The sequence below is a fragment of the uncultured Anaerococcus sp. genome (assembly GCF_963512375.1).
Taxonomy (GTDB): domain Bacteria; phylum Bacillota; class Clostridia; order Tissierellales; family Peptoniphilaceae; genus Anaerococcus.
Genome location: NZ_CAUPMI010000002.1, coordinates 25,412 through 46,330 on the forward strand (window position 1 = coordinate 25,412; position 20,919 = coordinate 46,330).

Annotated in this window: 23 protein-coding genes and 1 tRNA gene; 19 read left to right on the forward strand and 5 right to left on the reverse strand. The window is 32.7% G+C overall.

Annotated features, from left to right (window positions below; translation table 11 throughout):
- The first annotated feature begins 3 nt into the window (after nt 1–3).
- The 7 genes from RRB46_RS01335 (at nt 4) to RRB46_RS01365 (ending at nt 3,093) form a co-directional block, all read left to right on the forward strand.
- Nucleotides 4–306 (forward strand): hypothetical protein, encoded by a 303-nt coding sequence (locus RRB46_RS01335; RefSeq protein WP_311537229.1) that lies wholly within the window; start codon nt 4–6, stop codon nt 304–306.
- On the forward strand, nt 306–515 hold the full coding sequence (locus RRB46_RS01340; RefSeq protein ID WP_311537230.1) for a hypothetical protein: 210 nt from the start codon (nt 306–308) through the stop codon (nt 513–515). Before RRB46_RS01335 ends, RRB46_RS01340 begins: the two co-directional genes overlap by 1 nt.
- Before the next feature lie 10 nt (nt 516–525).
- Nucleotides 526–1,041, forward strand: a complete 516-nt coding sequence (locus RRB46_RS01345; RefSeq protein ID WP_311537231.1) for a hypothetical protein — start codon at nt 526–528, stop codon at nt 1,039–1,041.
- 42 nt (nt 1,042–1,083) lie between these two features.
- Nucleotides 1,084–1,839: a peptidoglycan amidohydrolase family protein gene (locus tag RRB46_RS01350; protein WP_311537232.1), complete on the forward strand. Its 756-nt coding sequence runs from the start codon at nt 1,084–1,086 to the stop codon at nt 1,837–1,839.
- A 9-nt stretch (nt 1,840–1,848) separates the two neighbouring features.
- Nucleotides 1,849–2,304, forward strand: a complete 456-nt coding sequence (locus RRB46_RS01355; protein WP_311537233.1) for a hypothetical protein — start codon at nt 1,849–1,851, stop codon at nt 2,302–2,304.
- Between the two features lie 187 nt (nt 2,305–2,491).
- Nucleotides 2,492–2,668: a type II toxin-antitoxin system HicA family toxin gene (locus RRB46_RS01360; protein ID WP_311537234.1), complete on the forward strand. Its 177-nt coding sequence runs from the start codon at nt 2,492–2,494 to the stop codon at nt 2,666–2,668.
- Nucleotides 2,669–2,700: 32 nt separating this feature from the next.
- Nucleotides 2,701–3,093, forward strand: coding sequence for a hypothetical protein (locus tag RRB46_RS01365; RefSeq protein ID WP_311537235.1), 393 nt, complete (start codon nt 2,701–2,703; stop codon nt 3,091–3,093).
- Nucleotides 3,094–3,315: 222 nt separating this feature from the next.
- Here the strand turns inward: RRB46_RS01365 and RRB46_RS01370 are convergent.
- A tRNA-Lys gene (locus tag RRB46_RS01370) sits at nt 3,316–3,391 on the reverse strand.
- A 49-nt stretch (nt 3,392–3,440) separates the two neighbouring features.
- Nucleotides 3,441–4,316: a C39 family peptidase gene (locus tag RRB46_RS01375; protein ID WP_297688799.1), complete on the reverse strand. Its 876-nt coding sequence runs from the start codon at nt 4,314–4,316 to the stop codon at nt 3,441–3,443.
- Nucleotides 4,317–4,584: 268 nt separating this feature from the next.
- Here RRB46_RS01375 and RRB46_RS01380 point away from each other — a divergent pair, with 268 nt between their 5' ends.
- Complete coding sequence (locus tag RRB46_RS01380; RefSeq protein WP_296128362.1) at nt 4,585–5,085, forward strand: QueT transporter family protein; 501 nt, start codon at nt 4,585–4,587, stop codon at nt 5,083–5,085.
- Between the two features lie 42 nt (nt 5,086–5,127).
- On the opposite strand, the gene RRB46_RS01385 is transcribed toward RRB46_RS01380, so the two are convergent.
- The 3 genes from RRB46_RS01385 to RRB46_RS01395 are packed head-to-tail and all read right to left on the reverse strand — an operon-like array spanning nt 5,128 to nt 8,403.
- Nucleotides 5,128–5,541, reverse strand: coding sequence for an Asp23/Gls24 family envelope stress response protein (locus tag RRB46_RS01385; RefSeq protein WP_296128366.1), 414 nt, complete (start codon nt 5,539–5,541; stop codon nt 5,128–5,130).
- 54 nt (nt 5,542–5,595) lie between these two features.
- Nucleotides 5,596–5,871 carry a metal-sensing transcriptional repressor gene (locus RRB46_RS01390; protein ID WP_296128369.1) on the reverse strand — a complete coding sequence of 92 codons (276 nt, stop codon included), beginning with the start codon at nt 5,869–5,871 and terminating at the stop codon, nt 5,596–5,598.
- Complete coding sequence (locus RRB46_RS01395; protein WP_311537236.1) at nt 5,872–8,403, reverse strand: heavy metal translocating P-type ATPase; 2,532 nt, start codon at nt 8,401–8,403, stop codon at nt 5,872–5,874. It lies immediately after the preceding gene.
- A gap of 89 nt (nt 8,404–8,492) precedes the next feature.
- Here RRB46_RS01395 and RRB46_RS01400 point away from each other — a divergent pair, with 89 nt between their 5' ends.
- The 11 genes from RRB46_RS01400 to RRB46_RS01450 are packed head-to-tail and all read left to right on the forward strand — an operon-like array spanning nt 8,493 to nt 20,918.
- Entirely contained in the window at nt 8,493–8,762 is a 270-nt protein-coding gene (locus RRB46_RS01400; RefSeq protein WP_296128375.1) for an acylphosphatase, read from the forward strand.
- 36 nt (nt 8,763–8,798) lie between these two features.
- Entirely contained in the window at nt 8,799–10,121 is a 1,323-nt protein-coding gene (locus RRB46_RS01405) for a Mur ligase family protein (RefSeq protein WP_311537237.1), read from the forward strand.
- An 11-nt stretch (nt 10,122–10,132) separates the two neighbouring features.
- On the forward strand, nt 10,133–10,798 hold the full coding sequence (locus RRB46_RS01410; protein ID WP_296128457.1) for a type 1 glutamine amidotransferase: 666 nt from the start codon (nt 10,133–10,135) through the stop codon (nt 10,796–10,798).
- The gene (locus RRB46_RS01415; RefSeq protein WP_106461115.1) at nt 10,773–11,087 is read left to right on the forward strand and encodes a YerC/YecD family TrpR-related protein; all 315 of its coding nucleotides are present in this window, start codon (nt 10,773–10,775) and stop codon (nt 11,085–11,087) included. The genes RRB46_RS01410 and RRB46_RS01415 overlap by 26 nt, the downstream gene beginning before the upstream one ends.
- Nucleotides 11,088–11,140: 53 nt before the next feature.
- Nucleotides 11,141–13,336 (forward strand): ATP-dependent helicase, encoded by a 2,196-nt coding sequence (locus RRB46_RS01420; protein WP_297688808.1) that lies wholly within the window; start codon nt 11,141–11,143, stop codon nt 13,334–13,336.
- 2 nt (nt 13,337–13,338) lie between these two features.
- Nucleotides 13,339–15,339, forward strand: coding sequence for an NAD-dependent DNA ligase LigA (gene ligA, locus RRB46_RS01425; RefSeq protein WP_297688810.1), 2,001 nt, complete (start codon nt 13,339–13,341; stop codon nt 15,337–15,339).
- A gap of 1 nt (nt 15,340) precedes the next feature.
- Nucleotides 15,341–15,619 carry an Asp-tRNA(Asn)/Glu-tRNA(Gln) amidotransferase subunit GatC gene (gatC, locus tag RRB46_RS01430; RefSeq protein WP_311537238.1) on the forward strand — a complete coding sequence of 93 codons (279 nt, stop codon included), beginning with the start codon at nt 15,341–15,343 and terminating at the stop codon, nt 15,617–15,619.
- An 8-nt stretch (nt 15,620–15,627) separates the two neighbouring features.
- The gene (gene gatA, locus RRB46_RS01435; RefSeq protein ID WP_297688814.1) at nt 15,628–17,040 is read left to right on the forward strand and encodes an Asp-tRNA(Asn)/Glu-tRNA(Gln) amidotransferase subunit GatA; all 1,413 of its coding nucleotides are present in this window, start codon (nt 15,628–15,630) and stop codon (nt 17,038–17,040) included.
- A complete protein-coding gene (gene gatB, locus RRB46_RS01440; RefSeq protein WP_311537239.1) occupies nt 17,030–18,448 on the forward strand; it encodes an Asp-tRNA(Asn)/Glu-tRNA(Gln) amidotransferase subunit GatB in 1,419 nt (472 codons plus the stop codon). Before gatA ends, gatB begins: the two co-directional genes overlap by 11 nt.
- Before the next feature lie 29 nt (nt 18,449–18,477).
- The gene (locus tag RRB46_RS01445; protein WP_297688817.1) at nt 18,478–19,740 is read left to right on the forward strand and encodes an amidohydrolase; all 1,263 of its coding nucleotides are present in this window, start codon (nt 18,478–18,480) and stop codon (nt 19,738–19,740) included.
- Nucleotides 19,740–20,918, forward strand: coding sequence for an NAD(P)H-hydrate dehydratase (locus RRB46_RS01450; RefSeq protein WP_311537240.1), 1,179 nt, complete (start codon nt 19,740–19,742; stop codon nt 20,916–20,918). Before RRB46_RS01445 ends, RRB46_RS01450 begins: the two co-directional genes overlap by 1 nt.
- Nucleotide 20,919 lies beyond the last annotated feature (1 nt).

Below are 20,919 nucleotides of genomic sequence, written 5' to 3' on the forward strand. Positions count from 1 at the left end.
AAAATGTACAAATTACAAAAACAATACTACGAAGGCAAGAATGTAACAGACGTAAGACTAACCCAAGATGAGCCATACAGGGACTTTGTCGTAAGTTTTGAGGGCAAAATCGAAGGCCTATCAGATGAAGAAATCACCCAGAGATCCCTAGCCAAGCTTGCAGTAGAATTTGACCCAAGCTTAGCCTTTAAAGACCTCATGGGAAAATTTGGGGCAATGGATACAAGGCTAAAGTCAGTAGAGGACTCTATATCCATGCTTATGCTTAAAGACATGGGGCTAGAAGAGATAGGAGGGGAGATATAATGCTACCAAAATACGCTTTAGAAGTTTTAACCAGAAGCCTTGCAAGAAGAATTATATATCAAGGCGAAACCATAGACTCACTTTTAAAAAAGCTATCCAAGCTAGATAAGGAGGTGAAAGAGCAGCTAAGAGAGAGTTTAGAAGTATATCTAGAAGAAAATAAGTATGAAATAGAAAAGATTAAGATGAAACTAGCCTTAGGCAAGTAAGGGAGGTCTTATGCATGAACCAACCATAAAAGAAGTAAACCAGGTATTTATAGACCAAGGCACGGCAGTAGCAATACTAATATTTCTAGTATTTTTATTAGTCATATACTTTGGCTTAAAAATTTGGTCAATCAAAAAACAAGAAGAAGCTACTCAAAGAAGAACTGATGAAGACAGAGCCTTTGAGAGAAAACAAAAGGAAGAAGACAGAAGACTGAGTCAAGAAAAAGATGATAAGTTTTTGGCCAGTCAAGAAAAAAGTACCGAAGCCTTGCAGCAGCTACTAAGGGAGGTGATAACGGCGGTTGAAAGTAGCAGGATATACACTGAAAAATTTGAGGACCAGCTAAAAGAGCATAGCGAAGACTCACATGTAAGCCTAGAAGCTTTAAACTCTTCCATCCATGAACTAAAATCCATGATGGAGATGGCCTTAAACACCCAGGATGACCTGGTCAAAAAAGAAATGTTAGAAGACCTAGAAAAGAAAATTGATGATTTATACAAGGAAATAAAAAAAGATTAAAGGGACTGGCCTAGGCTAGTCCTTTTGTAATGGAGGTAAATTATGGCAAGTATTGATAAAATGATGAATTATGCAAAGTCTAGATGGCACAAGCCTAAATACGTAATGGGTGGAGGTAGGATTGGAGCTGAATCCTCTTATGCCTCTAGGACGGATGATTGTGCTAGTTATGTATTTAAATGTCTAAAGAAGGGTGGTTTCATATCTGAATCGACTTGGAACGGAACAACCGAAGACTTATTCAAACTAGCTAGACAAGGAAAACTTAAAGAGATCAAAAGAAACGAAGTTCAAAGAGGAGATATTTTCATATCTGGTGTAGAAGGTAGGAGTCTAAATGCCGGTGGACATACTGGGCTATTTACACGTAAAGGTGAGATAATCCACTGTAATTACGGCAATGGCACAGTAACGACCAATAATGAGAGAGAAGGTTATGACTATTATCTATCATCTGCAAGAAGGCCTGTAAGGTTTTTCAGACCTGTAGGAGCAATTGAAAATAAACCTAAGAAAAGTGTATCAGAGATTGCTAAAGAGGTAATTGATGGTAAATGGGGTGTTGGTGGTGATAGAGCTAACAGACTACAAAAAGCTGGCTACTCATACAGACAAGTTCAAAATGAGGTAAATAAGCAACTAAGGTCTAGACCTGTTTATTATGTAGTTAAGGCTGGGGATAGTTTGTCTTTGATTGCCAAGAGACGTAGGGTTAGCCTGGATTCATTAATTAAGAAGAATCCTCATATTACTAACCCTAACCTTATAAAAGTTGGACAGAAAATTAGAATTAAATAGGAGGTAAAAATGAAAGAGTTATATAGCTTATTAGGTATTGCAGGAATAATAGCAGTTCTTTGTGCTGCTAAATATGCTATTGATTTAGCAAAGGCAAAGAAAGATGAAATTATTGATAGTAGGGCACGTGGGATAATTGATGTCCTAATTAAATTAATGGATGCAGCAGTCAAAGAAGCTAATCAAGAGGTTGTTGATGAATTAAAATCAAATCCAAAAAAGCTTTTTGACAAAGAGAAACAAGATGAAATTTTTAACTCAGTTATTGATAAAGTCAAGTCATGGCTAGGAGATGAGCAAAAAGATATTATAGCAAAATACCTAGGTGGTGCAAGAAGTCTTGATGATTTTATAGAAAGTGAAGTGTCAGCAAAAGTAAGGGACAATAAAAAACCAAAACTAGAAAACACTGAGAACGCTAAGGAAAAAGTGGGCGGAAATTTTAAGGTTGATTCTTTTAAGTAAGTTATAAAAAAGTTTAAGCTGGCTTAGGCTGGTTACAGTACAAATATAAAAAAGAAAAAAGGAATATCCGAGATTACACTAAAACCTACCTTGTACTGGGTAGGTCTTTTTTTATTTGATGTTTTGACATACGCATAAAAAGGCGTATAGTTAAAATAACAATTGAAGAAAGGGGGTTAATCCACCTTTGAATAGAAAAAAGCTCGTAAGATATATTGAAAGTAATGGTGCTATATTTGTTAGAAATGGCAGCAATCATGACATATATAGACTTAGAAATAAAACGACTTCAATTCCAAGGCACAATGAAATCAATGAACTTACAGCAAAAATAATTTTGAAGCAATTAGGCATAAAATCCTAGTTGCATCAAAATAGAAGTGGATAAAATTGAATATGAGGAGAGTAAAGGCATATCCAGTGTATTTTATTAAAAATGATACAGGTTATACAGTTTTTAATGAAGCGATTGGTATGGTAAGTGAGGGAAGAGATTTAGAGGACGCGATTTATAGTTCTAAAGATGCAATAGAATTATTAGCGTATGATTTTTTAATAGATGGTCGAGACTTCCCTGAGCCAGAAAATTGCTTGGGTACAGATGAGAAATATGATTTTATTAATTATGTGGTCTGTGATCTTGAAAGATATTTTAGATTAGATAATGATAATAAAGTCAAAAAAAATTGCACTATACCAGAAAGTTTAGCAAAAGCTGGAGAAAGCAGGGGATTAAATTTTTCAAAGATATTGACATATGCTCTTGAAAAAGAATTAAACCTAGCTTAAAGTAATCTTAATTGGATTAACCTTAGTCACCTGGAATAGGTGGCTTTTTTTGTGCTTATTTTCATAGGTGTATTTATATGGCTTAGATTTTTAAAAGGCTTAGAAGTTTATTTTGGATAATGAAAAAAATAAGAGGTCTTGATTGACCTCTTTTTAGTTGCCCACATCTTGCCCACACACATTTATAAGAGTGTTGAGTTTTCAATGTTTGCATAATATTTTTGGTGCACCATCAGAGACTCGAACTCTGGACGCCCTGATTAAGAGTCAGGTGCTCTACCAACTGAGCTAATGGTGCTCGCTAACTACTTTTATAGTATAACACCATTTATAGCTTTTGTCAAATTTTATTTTGAAATTTCCCAAATTTTTGCAATTTGATCAGAAATCTGGTCAAAATCCCACTCTATAACTGAGTTTTTTACACTATTTGGATCATTAATAATAAATTTATCACCCTTAACAGAATCTATTACCAATATATGACCATATAGGGTAAAATATCCTTTTTTGACTGATACTATGAGTGGACCTGTCTTTAATGCATCGATCATTTTTTTCTTATCTAGAGCGATATCTTTTACTTTCAAATTATATTTTTTCGCTTCATGTTCGATGAAAGCCCAATCCATTCCACCATCATTCATAAATTTGGCAGCATCTTTAGCCACTTCTTTTGGATAGATTAGTTTATTTTCAAATCTAGATAAGACCATAGCCACAGAAGTAGGACCACAACCTGAGATACCAATGTTAGTAGGGTAGAGAGTGTCATATGCCCATCTATTATCCCATTGTAAAAAATATGGTGTTTCTCTTTTAAGATTGACAGATTCTCCTTCATAAAATTCAAAATCTTTTATGTCATGGTTCATATTATATATAAATTCTATAGTATCTGGATCATTACCTGTTAGATAAGCATCGACATTATTTAAATTGTAGAAATTGTCATATATCCACTCTGCTTTTTTATCTTTTTTAGCCTCTGCTTCTACGTTTTTAATTATATCTTCTTTTACATCTGATTTTAATTTTGGTTTTATTTCATATTTAAAATCTAGTAGACTTTTAGTATTAAAGGTATTACTTGCCAAGGATTTTAAATCTTCAATTATTTTTACACTTTCTTCATCTATAAATCCCTTTAAGTCACTATCAGATTTTTTATGGCAGCCACTTAAAACAATTGCAGATAGAAGTATTATACATAGCTTTTTCATACCTCTATTTTACTAGATTTTGCTTAAGTCTTCAATATGATAAAATATAAAACTAAGTTTAAGAGGTCAGTTTTAATTTTAAAATATTTTAAATATCATTATAATTATTATTAAATTTTCTATGAGGATTTTTTTTAGTGAAAATATCTATTAATTTACCTAGAGATTCTATATACCTTTGTATTTCTTGAAAAATCTGCATTTTATGTTATAATAAACAAGTAATGTTTCTTGGCACCCATTATAAAAAAATCAAGGAGATGAAAAAATGAATGAGAAATATTTTAGTTTTACTGACACTAACTTTTTAGTAAAATCAGCAGTAGTAGCGGCCCTTTATGCAGTGCTCACAATTTTTATGCCTGTTGCATCTTATGGACCTATCCAATTTAGATTTAGTGAAATCTTAGTTTTATTAGTATTTTATAACAAGAGGTTTATTCCGGGTCTACTATTAGGATGTGCCCTTGCTAATTTTATGAGTCCAATGGCAGCTTTTGATGTTGTATTTGGTACTCTTGCATCTTTTGTAGCATTTAAACTAATGGAGAGAGCTAGTAATTTATTTATAGCTTCTTTATTTCCAGTACTATTGATGATTGTTCCTGCACTTGGAACATGGTTTATTCTTGCTAATAACGAAGCACTACTGATAATGATTTTCCAATTTATGCTTAGTGAATTCGTCATGGTATCAATCATTGGAGTAGGAATATTTAAAATGCTTGAAAAAAACCAAGGATTCATGTCATATATAAATAATTTTTAATTTTAAAAGGACTGCTGAGCAGTCCCTTTTTTAGTTCAATATTTATCTTTCTTCTTTTTTATCTTGATTTCTTTTAGCAAATTCTTCTTTTGTCAAAACATCAACTATATCAACCTTAACGGCTGCAACTTTTATACCTGTAAGTTCATATATTTCTTGTTTTATCAAAGAATCAATCTCTTTGAAGACTAGTGCTGCTTTTTTGCCATATTCTAATATTAACGAAGCTTCAACAATGCATTGTCTTTCTTCTTGATTAATAGAAATTCCAGATGTAGATTCTTCTTCTTTATTTGTAAAGCTTGACGTAATTGAGTTTAATAGGCCTCCTTGAAGATCCAATACACCATCTACCTTGTCTACAACTTTCTTTGTAATTTTTGCAAGAACCTTATCTGATACTGTATATTCACTAATTTCATCTTGAAATGGTTGCTTAATTTGATTTTCTGTCATATATATCTCCTTTATCTTTATATTATAAACATACCCAGCTAGCCAATATTGAAACTATAACTTGTTAAGTTTATCAATAATTTTCTCTATTTCATCAATTTTTTCTTTTATTGCTTCTTCATCATTTTGCTTCAAGCTATCATAAACACAATGCTCTAGATGACCTCTTAAGACATCTTTATTGATGTTTTTAAGGATAGAGATTGATGCCATTAGCTGGGTGGATATATCTATGCAGTACCTATCATCTTCAATCATTTTAATTAGACCATCGATTTGTCCACCTACTGTTTTAAGCTTCCTTATAGTTTTGCTCTTATCAGCGTGCATTTACTTATATTCGATTCCTTTATATTCATAGCCTGCTTCATCAATAGCAGATTTAAATATCTCTTCTTCTATATTTCCCTCATAAGATACTTCTGCTTGCTTATCTTCTAGATTTACATCTACTTCTTTAACACCGCTAATTTCACTTAGGGCTTTATTAACGTGTTTTGCACAATTATTACAGCTCATTCCATCAACATTTACGATTACTTTTTTAAGTTCACTCATTTTATCCTCCAAAATATTTTCTTCGATAGTGACATTCTTACTTTCCTCATATCCAGAAGCGCTTGACTTAAATCCTCTTAGTCTCAATGAGTTTAGACATACAAATACCGATGATAAACTCATAGCAACAGAAGCAAACATTGGATTAAGTCTTATGTTTAGGGCTGGATAGAGAAGACCTGCTGCGACAGGTATTAATAATATATTATAAAAGAAAGCCCAGAAAAGATTTTCTTTTATAGTTTTTATTGTAGCCTTAGATAATTCTATGGCCTTGACTATGTCTAGTAGTGAATTTTTAACTAGGATGACATCTGCAGAATCTATAGCAACATCAGCGCCGCTTCCTATAGCTATTCCTATATCTGCTCTAGCTAGGGCAGGAGCATCATTTATTCCATCACCAACCATAGCTACTTTTTTGCTATCAGCTTGTAGTCTTTTAACTACTTTATCCTTATCTTGAGGCAAAACTTCAGCAAATTTCTCATCTATATTTAGCTTTGCCCTTATAGCTTCAGCCGTATTTTCATTATCACCTGTTAGCATGGTTATCTTATAAGAATCTTTTTTTAGCAGGTCAATTGCTATTTTAGATGATTCCTTTGCCTGATCTTGGACGGCTATCAATCCTATGACCTTATCAGAATCAGAAAAATACATAGAAGTCTTACCTTCTTTTGATAGGTCTTTATGAATTGTTTCATATTTTCCAATAGAAATCTTATTTTCATCCATCAACCTAAGATTACCAGCAAAATAAGCTTGACCATCAATTTTTGCTGCAATTCCCTTACCAGGAAAAGATGTAAAATCATGAATTTCTATATTTTCTATATTTTTATCTTTAGCCTTATTGATTATAGCCTCTGATAAAGGATGTTCAGATAGGTGTTCAATTGAAGAAGCTATCTGTAAAAATTCATTTTGGTCCATATCTGTCATTATATCCGTTACTACAGGCTTTCCTTCTGTGATTGTTCCAGTCTTATCAAGGAGTATAGTATCAACCTTATGCAAGTTTTCAAGACTTTCTGCATTTTTAAATAATAGGCCTATTTGAGCACTCTTACCTGTTGCAACCATTATTGCCATTGGAGTGGCAAGCCCTAGTGCGCAAGGGCAAGAAATAACAAGTACAGATATCATCAGATTTAAAGCAAATTCAAAGTCTTTGCTATAAAAATACCAACCGATAAAGGTAAGAATAGATATTAAAATTACTGCTGGTACAAATATGGCTGATATCTTATCTGCTAATTTTGCTATTGAAGCCTTAGTTTCATTGGCTTCATTTACAAGATTTATGATTTGGGATAGGGTAGTGTCTTCTCCAACCCTTGTAGCCTCAAACTTAAAGGAACCTTGTTTGTTAATAGTAGCAGAAATAACTTCATCACCAACCCCTTTAGTAATTGGTATTGACTCGCCAGTAATCGCTGCTTCATCAACAAGAGAGCTTCCTTCAACAATTACACCATCTACCGGAATCCTGTTGCCGGGCCTAATAACTACCACATCACCTTTTTTTATATCAGCAGTATCTATAGTTATTTCCTCACCATCCCTTATGATATTTGCCTTATCTGGTGATAAATCCATAAGAGACTTAAGAGATGCTTTTGTCTCGCCCTTACTTCTTGCTTCAAAAAATTTACCAAGCGTAATTAAAGTTAGAATCATGGCTGATGATTCAAAGTACAGGTTATGTCTATAATGATCAATCACATCAAATTCTGATAGACCTGCTGCATGGGCCATTCTCATTATCACGAAGATACCATAAATAAGAGCTGACGAAGAACCTAAAGCAACTAGGGTGTCCATGTTCGGGCTACCATTTTTTAGTGATTTAAAACCTGAAATAAAAAACTTTCTATTAACAAAAATAACTGGAATAGTTAATAAAAATTGAACAAAAGCATTATTTATAGCTCCACTTGTTCCTTCTAAAAATCTCGGTAGGGGAAGATTTATCATAGGACCCATTGCTACATACATGAGTATTATCATAAAGAAAAAGGATACCTTAAGCCTAAACTTAGTATTATCTTCTTCTGATTCTTTAAGCAAATCCTTTGATGCCGACTCATTTTTCCCCTTTACCCTAGCATTATAACCAGCATCTACAACAGCCTTTATAATTTTTTCATCATTTAATTTGCTAGGATCATAATCAACGGTCATCGATTCATTTATTAGATTGACATTTACTTCTGTAACACCAAGCTTACTTACAGCCTTGCTGACAGCTGCTTGGCATGCAGAACAAGTCATACCTTCTATATCAAACCTCTGTTTCATTTAACCTCCTATATCACCCCTATGGGGTGTATTAGTATTATATTTTTACAAAATTTATTGTCAAGTATAATAAGGTATAAGGAGAATGTATGAAAAGATATCATATTATTTTTAAGGGAAGAGTACAGGGAGTAGGTTTTAGGTTTCAAGTAAAGATGCTCGCTGACTCATTAAATATTACTGGAACTGTAAAAAATTTATACGATGGGAGCGTCGAAGCCTATGTTCAAGCAGATAGAATTACTTTATATAAATTTTTTGAGGGGCTAGATAATATAAATTTTGCAAGAATTGAGAATAAATTTATAGAAGTAGTTGACATTAAGCCAAATGAAACTGATTTTGAAATAATTTATTAACTTTGAAAAATTAGCATAATAAGGTTTAATAATGTTATGAGTTTAAAAAGCAAACTAGTTAAAGTATTAGCAAAGTCGATAAGGTCTTCATTAAGATTATTAAATAGAAATGCTACTAGCCTTCCAGGCTATATTGCATATAAGTTAGATAAGGATATTTTAAAAGAATTATCCAAAAACACTAAGTTTATATTTGTAACAGGCACAAATGGTAAGACAATGACTACTCATTTTTTGGTAAGCATTTTAAAAGAGGAGTATCCTATTGTTCTTACAAATGAATCTGGTTCAAATATGGTCCAAGGCATTATAACATCTCTACTTGATAATCCTAGTGATAAAGAAAGTGTAGCAGTCCTAGAGGTGGATGAAGCTAACTTAGTAAGGATAGGCAACTATCTAAAAGCTGATTATATAGCTCTTACAAATATCTTTAGAGATCAAATGGATAGGTTTGGAGAAATTTATAATATCCTAGATAAGATAATAGAAGGAATTGATCTTATGCCTGATGCAAAAATTATAGCCAACGGTGACCTTCCTTTGTTTTCCTATGATTCTATAAGTAAGTTTAATCCAATCTATTTTGCTATTAGAGAAAATGAAGAAGACAATTATGTTTTAGATGCTGAGTTTAACTCAGATGGAATTTTGTGTCCTCATTGTCATTCAGTATTAAAATATAAGAGTGTAAATTATTCATCTTTAGGAAATTTTTCATGTCCTAATTGTGACTTTAAATCTCCAAAGATAAAGTATTGCATTGATGAAATATCAAAGGAAAGCCCTAATCATTCTGAATTTAGAATCGATGGAGACAAGTATGAAGTAAATGTAGGTGGTAAATACAATATTTATAATGCTCTTACTGCCATATCTGTTGCCAGAGAATTAGGAGTATCTAAAGATAAAATAAAAGAGGGTTTAAGAAAGCAAAAGAATGTATTTGGTAGACAAGAAAACATTAAAGTCAAGGATAAAAACTTAATTATAAACCTTGTAAAAAACCCAACTGGTCTAAACCAAGTGATTGATCTAATGCTTCTAGAAGAAAAAGAAATCAGCCTAATTTGTCTACTTAATGATAATTATGCTGATGGATTGGATGTATCTTGGATTTATGATGCTAATTACGAAAAATTAAGAAAACTTAATATCAAAAATATATATGTATCGGGTCTAAGGTCGAAAGATATGAAAAGAAGACTTGAAATTGCTGACTTAATTAATCAGCCTATAGTCGAATTTGATTATGAAAATGAGATCTATGATGTAATCGATAAGATCGATACTAGTGATATATATATTTTATCCACATATACAGCTATGCTAAGATTGAGGGAGGTGCTTGATTTATAGATAAGTTTAGAATTTGTCATCTCTATGGAAACCTATTGAATACCTATGGTGATGTAGGAAATTTAATGGCTTTTGAGTATGAACTTAAAAAATTGGGTATACAAACAGAAAGGAAGATAGTTTCTATAGGTGATGATTTTAAAGAATCTGATTATGATTTTGTTTTCTTTGGTGGTGGCCAGGACTATGAACAATCTATAGTTAAAGAAGACTTGATAAAAAAAAGAGATGAGCTAGTTAGGTATATAGAAAATAACGGCTTATTTTTAGCGATTTGCGGTGGTTATCAATTACTTGGCAAATACTATTATGATGCTTATGGAAACAAAATAGAAGGTCTATCTATCTTTGATCACTATACAGTCAATCAGGATTCTAAAAATAGGTTTACCGGCCAAATAAAAATACAAGTGGACAGCTTTGATGAAATATGCCTGGGTTTTGAAAATCACGGCGGTAGAACATTTTTGTCAGACAAGCAAAAAGCCTTTGGAAAAGTTTTGGAAGGTAACGGTAATAACGGTGAAGATAATAGCGAAGGCTTTATATATAAAAATACCATTGGGACTTATTTGCATGGTCCAATTCTTGCTAGGAACGAGAACCTGTGCAAAAAAATTATAGAAAAAATATTTAAGGAGAATAATTATGATGTCAGAATCAAAACTAAGAACTAAAGAAGCAGATGAACTTTTCGAAGCAATTTTAATGCTAAAAGATGTTGAGGAATGCTATCAATTTTTTACAGATATCTGTACAGCTAGAGAAATCCAATCAATTTCACAAAGACTACATGTGGCTAAATTATTAAAGATTAGAAAGACCTATTCTGTAATAGAGGAAGAAACAGGTGCTTCAACAGCTACTATTTCTAGAGTTAATAGATCACTTAACTACGGAGAAGGTGGTTATGATTTAGTTCTTGAAAAACTAATTGAAAAAGACCTTAAAGAATCAAAAGAGTAAGTTACTTACTCTTTTTTTGTGGTATAATATATAGGTCGAGAAAGTGAGGTCTTATGAACTTAGATAGGTTAAATGATAAGCAAAAAGAAGCGGTTTTACATAAGGATGGCCCTTTATTAGTCTTAGCAGGTGCAGGAAGTGGAAAAACCTCCGTTTTAACCACAAGTATAGCCTATAAAATCAAGGAGCAATCTATAAATCCTAGCCATATTTTAGCTATAACCTTTACCAACAAGGCGGCTGGAGAAATGAAAGAAAGAATAGCTGATTTGCTAGATATGGATGTTTCTTATTTATGGATAGGAACCTTTCACTCAATATGTGCTAGAATATTAAGGATGAACATAGAAAAAATTGGATATTCTAGTAATTTTACAATATATGATACTACAGATCAGAGAACCCTAATCAAAGAAATAATTAATGAGCTTGACCTCAAAGATGAAATAAATTATAGGCTTGCTCAAAATGTAATATCAAATGCAAAAAATAAATCTATAGGACCCGATGAGTTCTTAAAGTTAAATTTCTATATGCAAGATGCAGATGCCATTGCTGAGATTTATAAAGAATATGAAAAAAAGAAATTTGATTACAATGCGCTAGATTTTGATGATTTGATAGAAAAAGTCTTGGACTTATTTGAAAAAGATAAGGAAACTCTTGCCTATTACCAAAATAAATTTGATTATATATTTGTAGATGAATTTCAAGATACAAACAACTCTCAATATGAACTAATAAAATTCATAGCAGGGGAAAATCAAAACGTTGTTGCAGTAGGGGATGCAGACCAATCTATCTATTCATTTAGGGGAGCAGATATTAGAAATATCTTAAATTTCGAAAAAGACTTTCCAGCAACAAAAACTATAAAACTTGAGCAAAATTATAGGTCGACTTCAAAAATTTTAAATACTGCAAATAAATTAATAGCAAATAACCTCGAGAGAAAAGATAAAAATCTATGGACCGATCAAAATGAGGGAGCGGATGTAATTTATAAAGAAACATCTGTAGAGAGTGAAGAAAGTAAATTCGTAATTGAAACTATCAAAGAACTCATATCTGAGGGATGTAAGGAAAGTGATATTGTAATCCTCTATAGGACAAACGCTCAATCAAGACCTTTTGAAGAAATTCTTTTGAAAAATTTAATGGATTACAAAGTTATCGGTGGTTTGAAATTCTACGATAGGAAAGAAATTAAAGACTTAATAGCCTATTTAAATATCTTAGTCAACCACCAAGATGATATAAGTCTAAAAAGAATTATAAATGAACCAAAAAGAGGAATTGGGGCCAAATCAGTAGAAAATATAGAAAATATAGCTAGAAGTCACGGTATTTCTATGCTAGATTTGATAATAGATCCTAATTTTTCGCTTCTTCTAACTGACAGGTATAGAAAATTAGCTGATAAGTTCTACCTACCACTTAAAGATATTTTTGAAAATGTAGATAAATATAAGATTGTCGATTTAATCAATGAAGTACTTGAAAAATCCAACTATCTTAAAAATCTCGAAAAATCTATAGCAGTAGAAGATAGGGCAAGAATTGATAATATAAATGAATTTATATCATCTGCTGCTGAATACCAAGAAAATAATCCAGATGATAATTTAAGAGATTATTTAGAAAATCTTTCTCTCTTATCTGATATAGATAAGACCGAAGATTCTGAAAATTCAATATCTCTTATGACAATGCACCAGGCTAAGGGTCTTGAATATCCAGTAGTATTTATAGTTGGCCTAGATGAAGGACTCTTTCCTAGCAAAAGAAGCCTAGATGAGGGCAATCTAGAAGAAGAAAGGCGACTCTTTTATGTAGGAATAACCCGTGCTAAGGAAAAACTTTACCTAACCAGCTCTCAAATAAGAAGAAATTATGGTAAAGTAACATACTATAAGCCATCGAGATTTATAGAAGAAATAGATGATCAAATAATAAAACAAACAAATAAGGAATATATAGACTTTAACTCTAGGACTTACGAAAGATCTTTAAATGAAGATTATATGAGAGAAAAGGCTAGACAATCTGTTTTAAATCTTAAGTCAAAAGCCTACAAAAAGGATGATTCCACCTATCAAGTAGGTGATACAGTTATGCATAGCAAATGGGGAAAGGGAATGGTCGTTCAAATCAAAGAAAGCGAAGACGGTAATGAATTAGTAATAGCTTTTGATAAAAAAGGCCTTAAGAAATTAAACCAAGATTATGCACCAATAACAAAGGTATAAATATGGATAAAAGACAAGAACTTGAAAATTTAATAGAACAAATAAATATACTAGACTATAGGTATTATACATTAGATGAGCCTTTAGTATCTGATGGTGAATATGACAAGCTATATGATAGGCTTGTAAGTCTCCAAGAAGAACTAGATTTCATTCCTGATGATTCACCCACAAATAGGGTCGGAGGAGCAGTTCTTGATAAGTTTGAAAAGCACTATCACTTAACAAGACTATTAAGCCAAGATAAGGCCCAATCCTACGACCAGCTTAGGGACTGGATAGATAGGTGTGAGCGCCTTAAAGAAAATTACGAAAGAGAAAATTCCGTAAAATTACCTGACCTTGAATTTATAATGGAATATAAATTTGATGGTCTAACAATAAATCTAACCTATGAAAATGGCCTACTTAAGACTGCAGCAACAAGGGGGAACGGCTCCGTAGGGGAAGAAGTTAAGGCCCAGGTAGAGACGATAAGATCAATTCCACTAAGAATTAAGGAGGAGTCCCTACTAGAAATACAGGGAGAAGCTCTTATGCCTTTATCAGAGCTAGAAAGATATAATAAAGAAAACTCCCTACAACTTAAAAATGCAAGAAATGCAGCTGCGGGAGCAATTAGAAACCTAAATACCAGCGAAACTGCTAAAAGAAGATTGACTGCATTTTTCTATGCAGTGCCTACAAATTCTTTAGATTTTAAAACCGAAGAAGATATGCTTGATTTCTTAAGGGAAATGAAACTAAATGTACACCCTTATCATAAAAAAGTTAAAAACATTGATCAGATTATAGAAGAACTTGAAAGAATAGAAAAAGAAAGAAAAACATTAGATATCCTAACTGATGGGGTTGTAATAAAAATTAATGACAAAAAAACTCAAGAAGCCCTTGGATACACAAATAAATTCCCGAGATGGTCGATAGCTTATAAATTTGAAGCAGAAGAGTTTACAACAAAACTATTAGATGTAGTTTGGAATGTAGGAAGGACAGGTAAGGTCACACCATCTGCCATACTTGAACCGGTGGATTTTTCTGGAGTAACAGTTTCTAGAGCAACTTTAAATAACTATGATGATATCCTAAGGAAAAAGGTAAAAATTGGTTCTGAAGTATTCATAAGAAGGTCAAATGACGTCATCCCTGAAATCCTTGGTGTAGTAGATGAAAATCAAGAAGGAACTAAAGAAATAGAAAAACCAACCAAGTGTCCTTATTGTCACAGCGAATTGATACAAGGAAATGTCCACATAATTTGCCCTAATTCCATTTCTTGCAAACCGCAGCTACTTGCAAGAATGGAGCATTTTGCATCAAGAAATGCAATGGATATAGAAGGTCTTTCAGAAAAGACAATTGGTCAACTAATAGAAGAATTAGGCATAAATGAAATAGATGATATATATGATTTAAAGTATGATGATTTAATAAATCTAGATAGATTCGGGCCGAAGAAAACTAACAACTTGCTAACAGCAATAGAAGCTAGTAAAAATTGTGATCTTAATAGCTTCATCTATGCGATTGGTATACCAAATGTTGGTGAGAGAACAGCACGAGACCTAGCTAATAAGTTTAGAAGTTTTGAGAAATTAAGATTGGCAAAAGCTAGTGAACTTACAGAGGTTGACGATATAGGTGAAATAACCGCTGAAAATATCGTAGAGTTTTTCTCAGATGAAAATATCACTTCATCAATTGATAGGTTGCTAGCAAAAGGAATTAGCATCAATAACCCACAAACGAACGATAAATCTGATAAGCTTAAAGATTTAAGCTTTGTTATCACAGGAAGTATTGACGGCTTTAGTAGGGATGATATCAAGGAACTTTTAGAAAAAAATGGGGCTAGTGTAAGAGGATCTGTTTCAAAAAATACTGATATTGTCCTTGCTGGTGAAAAGGCTGGTTCAAAAAAGAAAAAAGCCCTAGAGCTTGAAATCGAGATATATGAAGGTGAGAAGCTAAATAAATTCTTATCAGAATTAAAAGGAGAATAAAATGAATGTAAAAGAAGTAGAAAGGATATATAACCTCAGCAATCTAAGCCTAGACAATGCTGATAAAGAGCTTATAGCTCAAAAATTTAATAAAGTCTTAGATTTTATCGAGGTAATCTTTGATGAAGATACTACAGATGTAGATATGTGTGAATATATCAGTAGGCACAAGGCAGTTTTTAGAAAAGATGAGCCAAGAAAATCACTTGATAGGGAAAAGGCACTTGAAAATGCCAAAGACACTGAATATGGCTACTTTAGATTAGACTGGAAATTATAGGAGCAATAATGGATATACAAAAATCAATAGAAGCTTATAAAGAAGGTAAGGTTAGCGTTGTTGAAAACACTAAGCAAGTCCTAGATAAAATAAAAAATGATACAACAAACGCATATATAACTTTCGATGAGGAAGATTCACTCAAAAGAGCAGAGTACCTAGATAAGAAATTAGCAAATAACGAAGAACTTGGTAAGCTCTTTGGTATAGCGGTAGCAGTTAAAGATAATATATCATATAAAAATATGGATATGACTTGTGCTTCTAACATGCTAAAAGGATTTAGACCAATGTTTGATGCAAAAGTTATAGAAAATCTACTCGAAGAAGATGCGATCATCATCGCGAAAACAAACATGGATGAATTTGCTATGGGAGCTAGGGGTAAAACCTCAGTTTTTGGTCCGGTAAAAAATCCAATTGACCCAAAAAGAGTAACCGGTGGTTCATCATCAGGTTCTGCAGCTGCAGTTAGCAAGGGTGATGTCTTAGTTTCACTTGGAACAGATACCGGTGGTTCTGTAAGAGGACCTGCTAGCTATTGTAATATCCTTGGTTATAAACCAAGCTATGGTATGGTCAGCAGAAATGGTGTAGTATCTATGGCAAATACCTTAGATCAAGTATCTGTTTTTGCAGAAAACATCGAAGACCTTAGAAATATAGCTAGTGTAATCGCTGGGCCTGATGCAAATGACATGACAGTTAGGTTGGATGATTATGACTTCAGCAAACAAGATTATGATTTCAAAGGAAAAAAGATTGCCTATATCAGCACCAATGATTTCCTAAATAAAGGAATAGAAGAAGAAGTTAAAAAAGATTATAAACTTGGCCTAGATACGCTTAAAAATATGGGGGCTGAACTTACAGAAATAAGTTTAAAATATTCTAAATATGCAAACCCAGTTTATAATGTCGTAATGAGCTCAGAAGTTTCTTCAAACATGTCAAGATTTGATGGTATAAGGTTTGGCCACCAAAGTGAAACTTATACATCAGTTGATGAATTATTTATAAATTCAAGATCTGAAGGCTTGGGAGAAGAGGTTCAAAGAAGGATTGCCCTAGGTACCATGTATCTCTCAGCTGATGATGATCAAAGAGTTTACAAACAAGGTCTAAAATTAAGAAACTTAATCAAAAAAGAACTAGAGAATGTTTTTAAAGATTATGATCTAATAATAACACCAACCACAACTAACTTGCCACCATTTTTAGATGATGACTATAATGACCCACTTTCTGATTTTAAGTCAGATGGATTTAACGTGTTAGTAAACTTAGCAGGCATGTGTGGTATATCTCTTCCTGTGAGGAAAGGTATTTCAGGTGCTTGTCAATTTATTGCTAATAGTTTTGAAGATAAAAAACTACTAAATGCAAGCGAAGAATTTTTAAGGAGAATCAATGAAAACTAAAACAATAATAGGACTTGAGATTCACGTTGAATTATCAACTGAAACAAAGATGTTTTGCTCCTGTAAAAATGAATTCGGAGCAATTCCAAATACAAATGTATGCCCAATATGTCTTGGCCATCCAGGCACCCTTCCAGCAATGAATGAAAGAGCGGTAGAATTAGCTGTAATGGCAGGCCTTGCTTTTAATTGTAAGATTAGAAATGATCAAAAAGTAGATAGAAAGAAATATTTCTACCCAGACCTTGTAAAGGGTTACCAGCTAACACAATTTGATAAGCCATACGCTTATGAAGGCTATCTTGAACTAGCTAGCGGTAAGCATATAAATATTAGGGAAATACACATGGAAGAAGATACTGGAAAATCTAACCACAATGATGATGACACAGTACTAATGGACTACAACAGGGCTGGAGTTCCACTAATAGAAATAGTAACAGACCCTGATATTTCTTCTCCAGAAGAGGCAAGAGAATTTGTTGAAACCTTAGCCTCAACTTTAAAATTCTTAAAGGTAAGTGACTGTATAATGGCTGAAGGTTCGATGCGTGTTGATGTAAACGTCAACTTAAAAGACGAGGACACAGGCCTTAGAACAGAAATTGCAGAAATTAAAAATATCAACTCAATTAAAGCTATAGAAAACGCCCTAGAATTTGAAGTAAAAAGACAAAGAGACCTTCTTGAAAATAATCAAACTGGTGATAAAGAAACAAGAAGATGGGATGATATAAAGCTTGAAACAATTCATATGAGAAATAAAGAAGTAGGAAATGATTATAGATTTTCTGCTGATGGCGATATACCTGACATCTATTTATCAGACGAATATATAAGCGATGTAGCAAAAAATCTTCCTGAACTTCCAAAGGATAAAGAAAAAATATATATAGCTGAGTATGGCTTATCAGCTTATGATGCAAACCTTCTAAGCCATGATAGAAACTTAGCTAAATTATTTGAAGAAACTAACATACTAGTAAAAGATGCAAATACCTGTGCAAATTGGATATTAACAGAGCTTTCAAGAAGACTTAATGAGGCAGAAGAAACTGCTGATCAAATGAAGTTGTCTGTAGAAAACTTTGCAAAATTAATAAATCTTGCCAAAGACAATAAGATAAATAACAACGTAGCAAAAAAATTGTTGCGTGAAATCTACCTTTCTAATGAAGACCCTGAAGTTCTTGCTCAAGAGAGAAATCTATTACAGATATCTGATTCTTCATACCTAGAAGAAATAGTAGATGAGGTTCTTAGCGAAAACCCAGAATCTATCGAAGATATCAAAAATGGTAAAGATAGGGCCTTTGGATTTTTAGTGGGTCAAGCCATGAAGAAAACCAAGGGTAAGGGAAATCCTCAAGAAATCAACAAATTACTAAAAGAAAAGATAGGAGAATAGAAAGTGTTCACGCACTTTCTTTTTTTAAAATGACTATATTAATTAAGAATGCAAAAATACTTCCAATGGATGGGTCTGATATTTTTACATCAGACCTATTCATTGAAGGTAGATACATAAAAAAAATAGAAAAAAATATAAGCGATGAAGCCGACCAAACAATAGATGCTAGTAACATGGTCCTAATGCCTGCATTTATCAACAGTCACAGCCATGTTGGAATGAGCCTATTTAGAAATTATGGAGAAGAGGTTGATCTTTATACCTGGTTAAATGATTATATATGGCCACTAGAAGAAAAGCTTGATAATAGGCAAACCTATCTTGCATCAATGCTTTCTCTAATCGAAATGGCTAATAATGGAATTGGTACCTTTGCAGACATGTACTTTTTCTCTGAAGCAACTATCAAAGCTTGCAAAGAAATTGGACTTAGGGCCCAGATCTCAAGAGGCTTATCTGTACCAGATGAGGATGATTATAGATTAAAGGAAAATATAGAACTATACAAGAAATATAAAGATTCTGACCTTATCGATATAGGTCTTGGACCACATGCCATCTACACATCAAATCTTGACCATCTTAAAAAGATATCTGACATAGCCTATAAATATAATATGCCTATTCATATACACTTATCAGAAACCGAGAAAGAAAATGAAGATTGCATAAAACGATTTGGAATGACACCAACTGAAGTCTTTGAAAAAGCTGGTATTTTTAAGCACAAAACCATTGCAGCCCACGGAGTTTACCTAACTGACAATGACCTAGATATAATAAAAGAAAATGAGGTATCTATAATTCACAATCCGTCTTCTAATCTAAAATTAAAATCAGGATTCATGAACTTATCAAGGTTACTTGATAAGGGAATAAATGTATGCCTAGGGACAGATTCATCAGCTAGTAACAATAAACTTTCAATACTTAGAGAAATGGAGCTTGCAGCCTTAGTATCAAAACTATATTCATCGAGGATAATTACAGCAAGAGAGATACTAGAAATGGCAACTATAAATGGTGCAAAAGCCCTAGGCCTAGATGATAAGATAGGAAGTGTAAAAGTAGGTAAAGATGCGGATCTTATATTAATAGATTTAGCCAATGTAAACCACACACCTACCAACAATATTTTATCATCTCTAATATATTCAAGCTATGAAAAAGATATTAAATGCACTATTGTAAATGGAAATATAGTTGCCAAGGATGGAAAAATACAAAATCTAAATCAAGAAACAATATCAAATGATATATTAAAAGCTAGCCAAAGGATTATGGACTGATGATAGGCATAGATATTCTTTCAATTAAGAAAATTAAAGATAAAAGTGAAAGTAATTTCATAAGTAAAGTCTTTACAGAAAATGAAATTTCCTATGCTTATAGCAAAGACAATCCCTACCAAACTCTTGCGGGTATTTTCGCTCTAAAAGAGGCAATCATCAAGGCTTATGACCTAAAACTATCCTATATTATAAAAAAAAGAATAGAAATTATTAGCAATAATAAGCCAAGTGCATATCTAGACGGCAAAAAACTTAATGCAGATTTATCAATATCCCACGATGGTGACTACGCCATTGGGATATGTTATAAAAAAGAAAATGTAATATCTATAGATGAAAAAATGAAAAACTTATTACCAAATAGACCTCACCAAAGTCATAAGGGAGATTATGGGAAAATAGCAATTTTAGGTGGATTTCCCGGCATGGCTGGCTCTTGCTATCTTTCATCTCTTGCTTGCTTAAGGTCAGGAGCAGGACTTGTTTATCTATTAGTCCCACAATCAATTTCTAATATTTTAGAAATAAAATCAGTTGAACAAATAATAAAAACTATTGATTCTGATATATTAAAGTATAATAAAAACATAATTAAGCAAATCTTATCTTCACTTGAAGATAAGGATGTACTTGCTATTGGCCCAGGTATGGGAAGAGATGAATCTCTAAATAAATTAATATCAGAAGTGATAGATAATTTTAGAGGGAAAATTATAATTGATGCTGACGGATTAAATGCCTTAAGTAATGATTTGAGTATTATAAAAGATAAGCAAAATCTAATTCTGACTCCTCATTTAAAAGAATTTTCTAGACTAACTGGGCTATCAATAAAAGAAATAAATTCAGATAGAATTAATATTGCCAAAAACTTTGCTAAAAAACATAAGCTTATATTGGTTCTTAAGTCTGAAAATACCCTTGTAACTGATGGTAATAAACTATATATAAATGAAATAGGTAACCCTGGAATGGCTACAGCCGGCAGCGGAGATGTGCTAACCGGTGTAATCAGCGGCATATTACATAAACTAGAACCTTTTGATGCCGCAAAGCTTGGTGTCTATATGCATTCCCTAGCAGGAGATTTAGCAGCAGCAGATTTATGCGAAGATTCCCTGATTGCTAGCGATATAATAGCTTATTTACCCAAGGCTATAAGGCTTATGAGGTAGT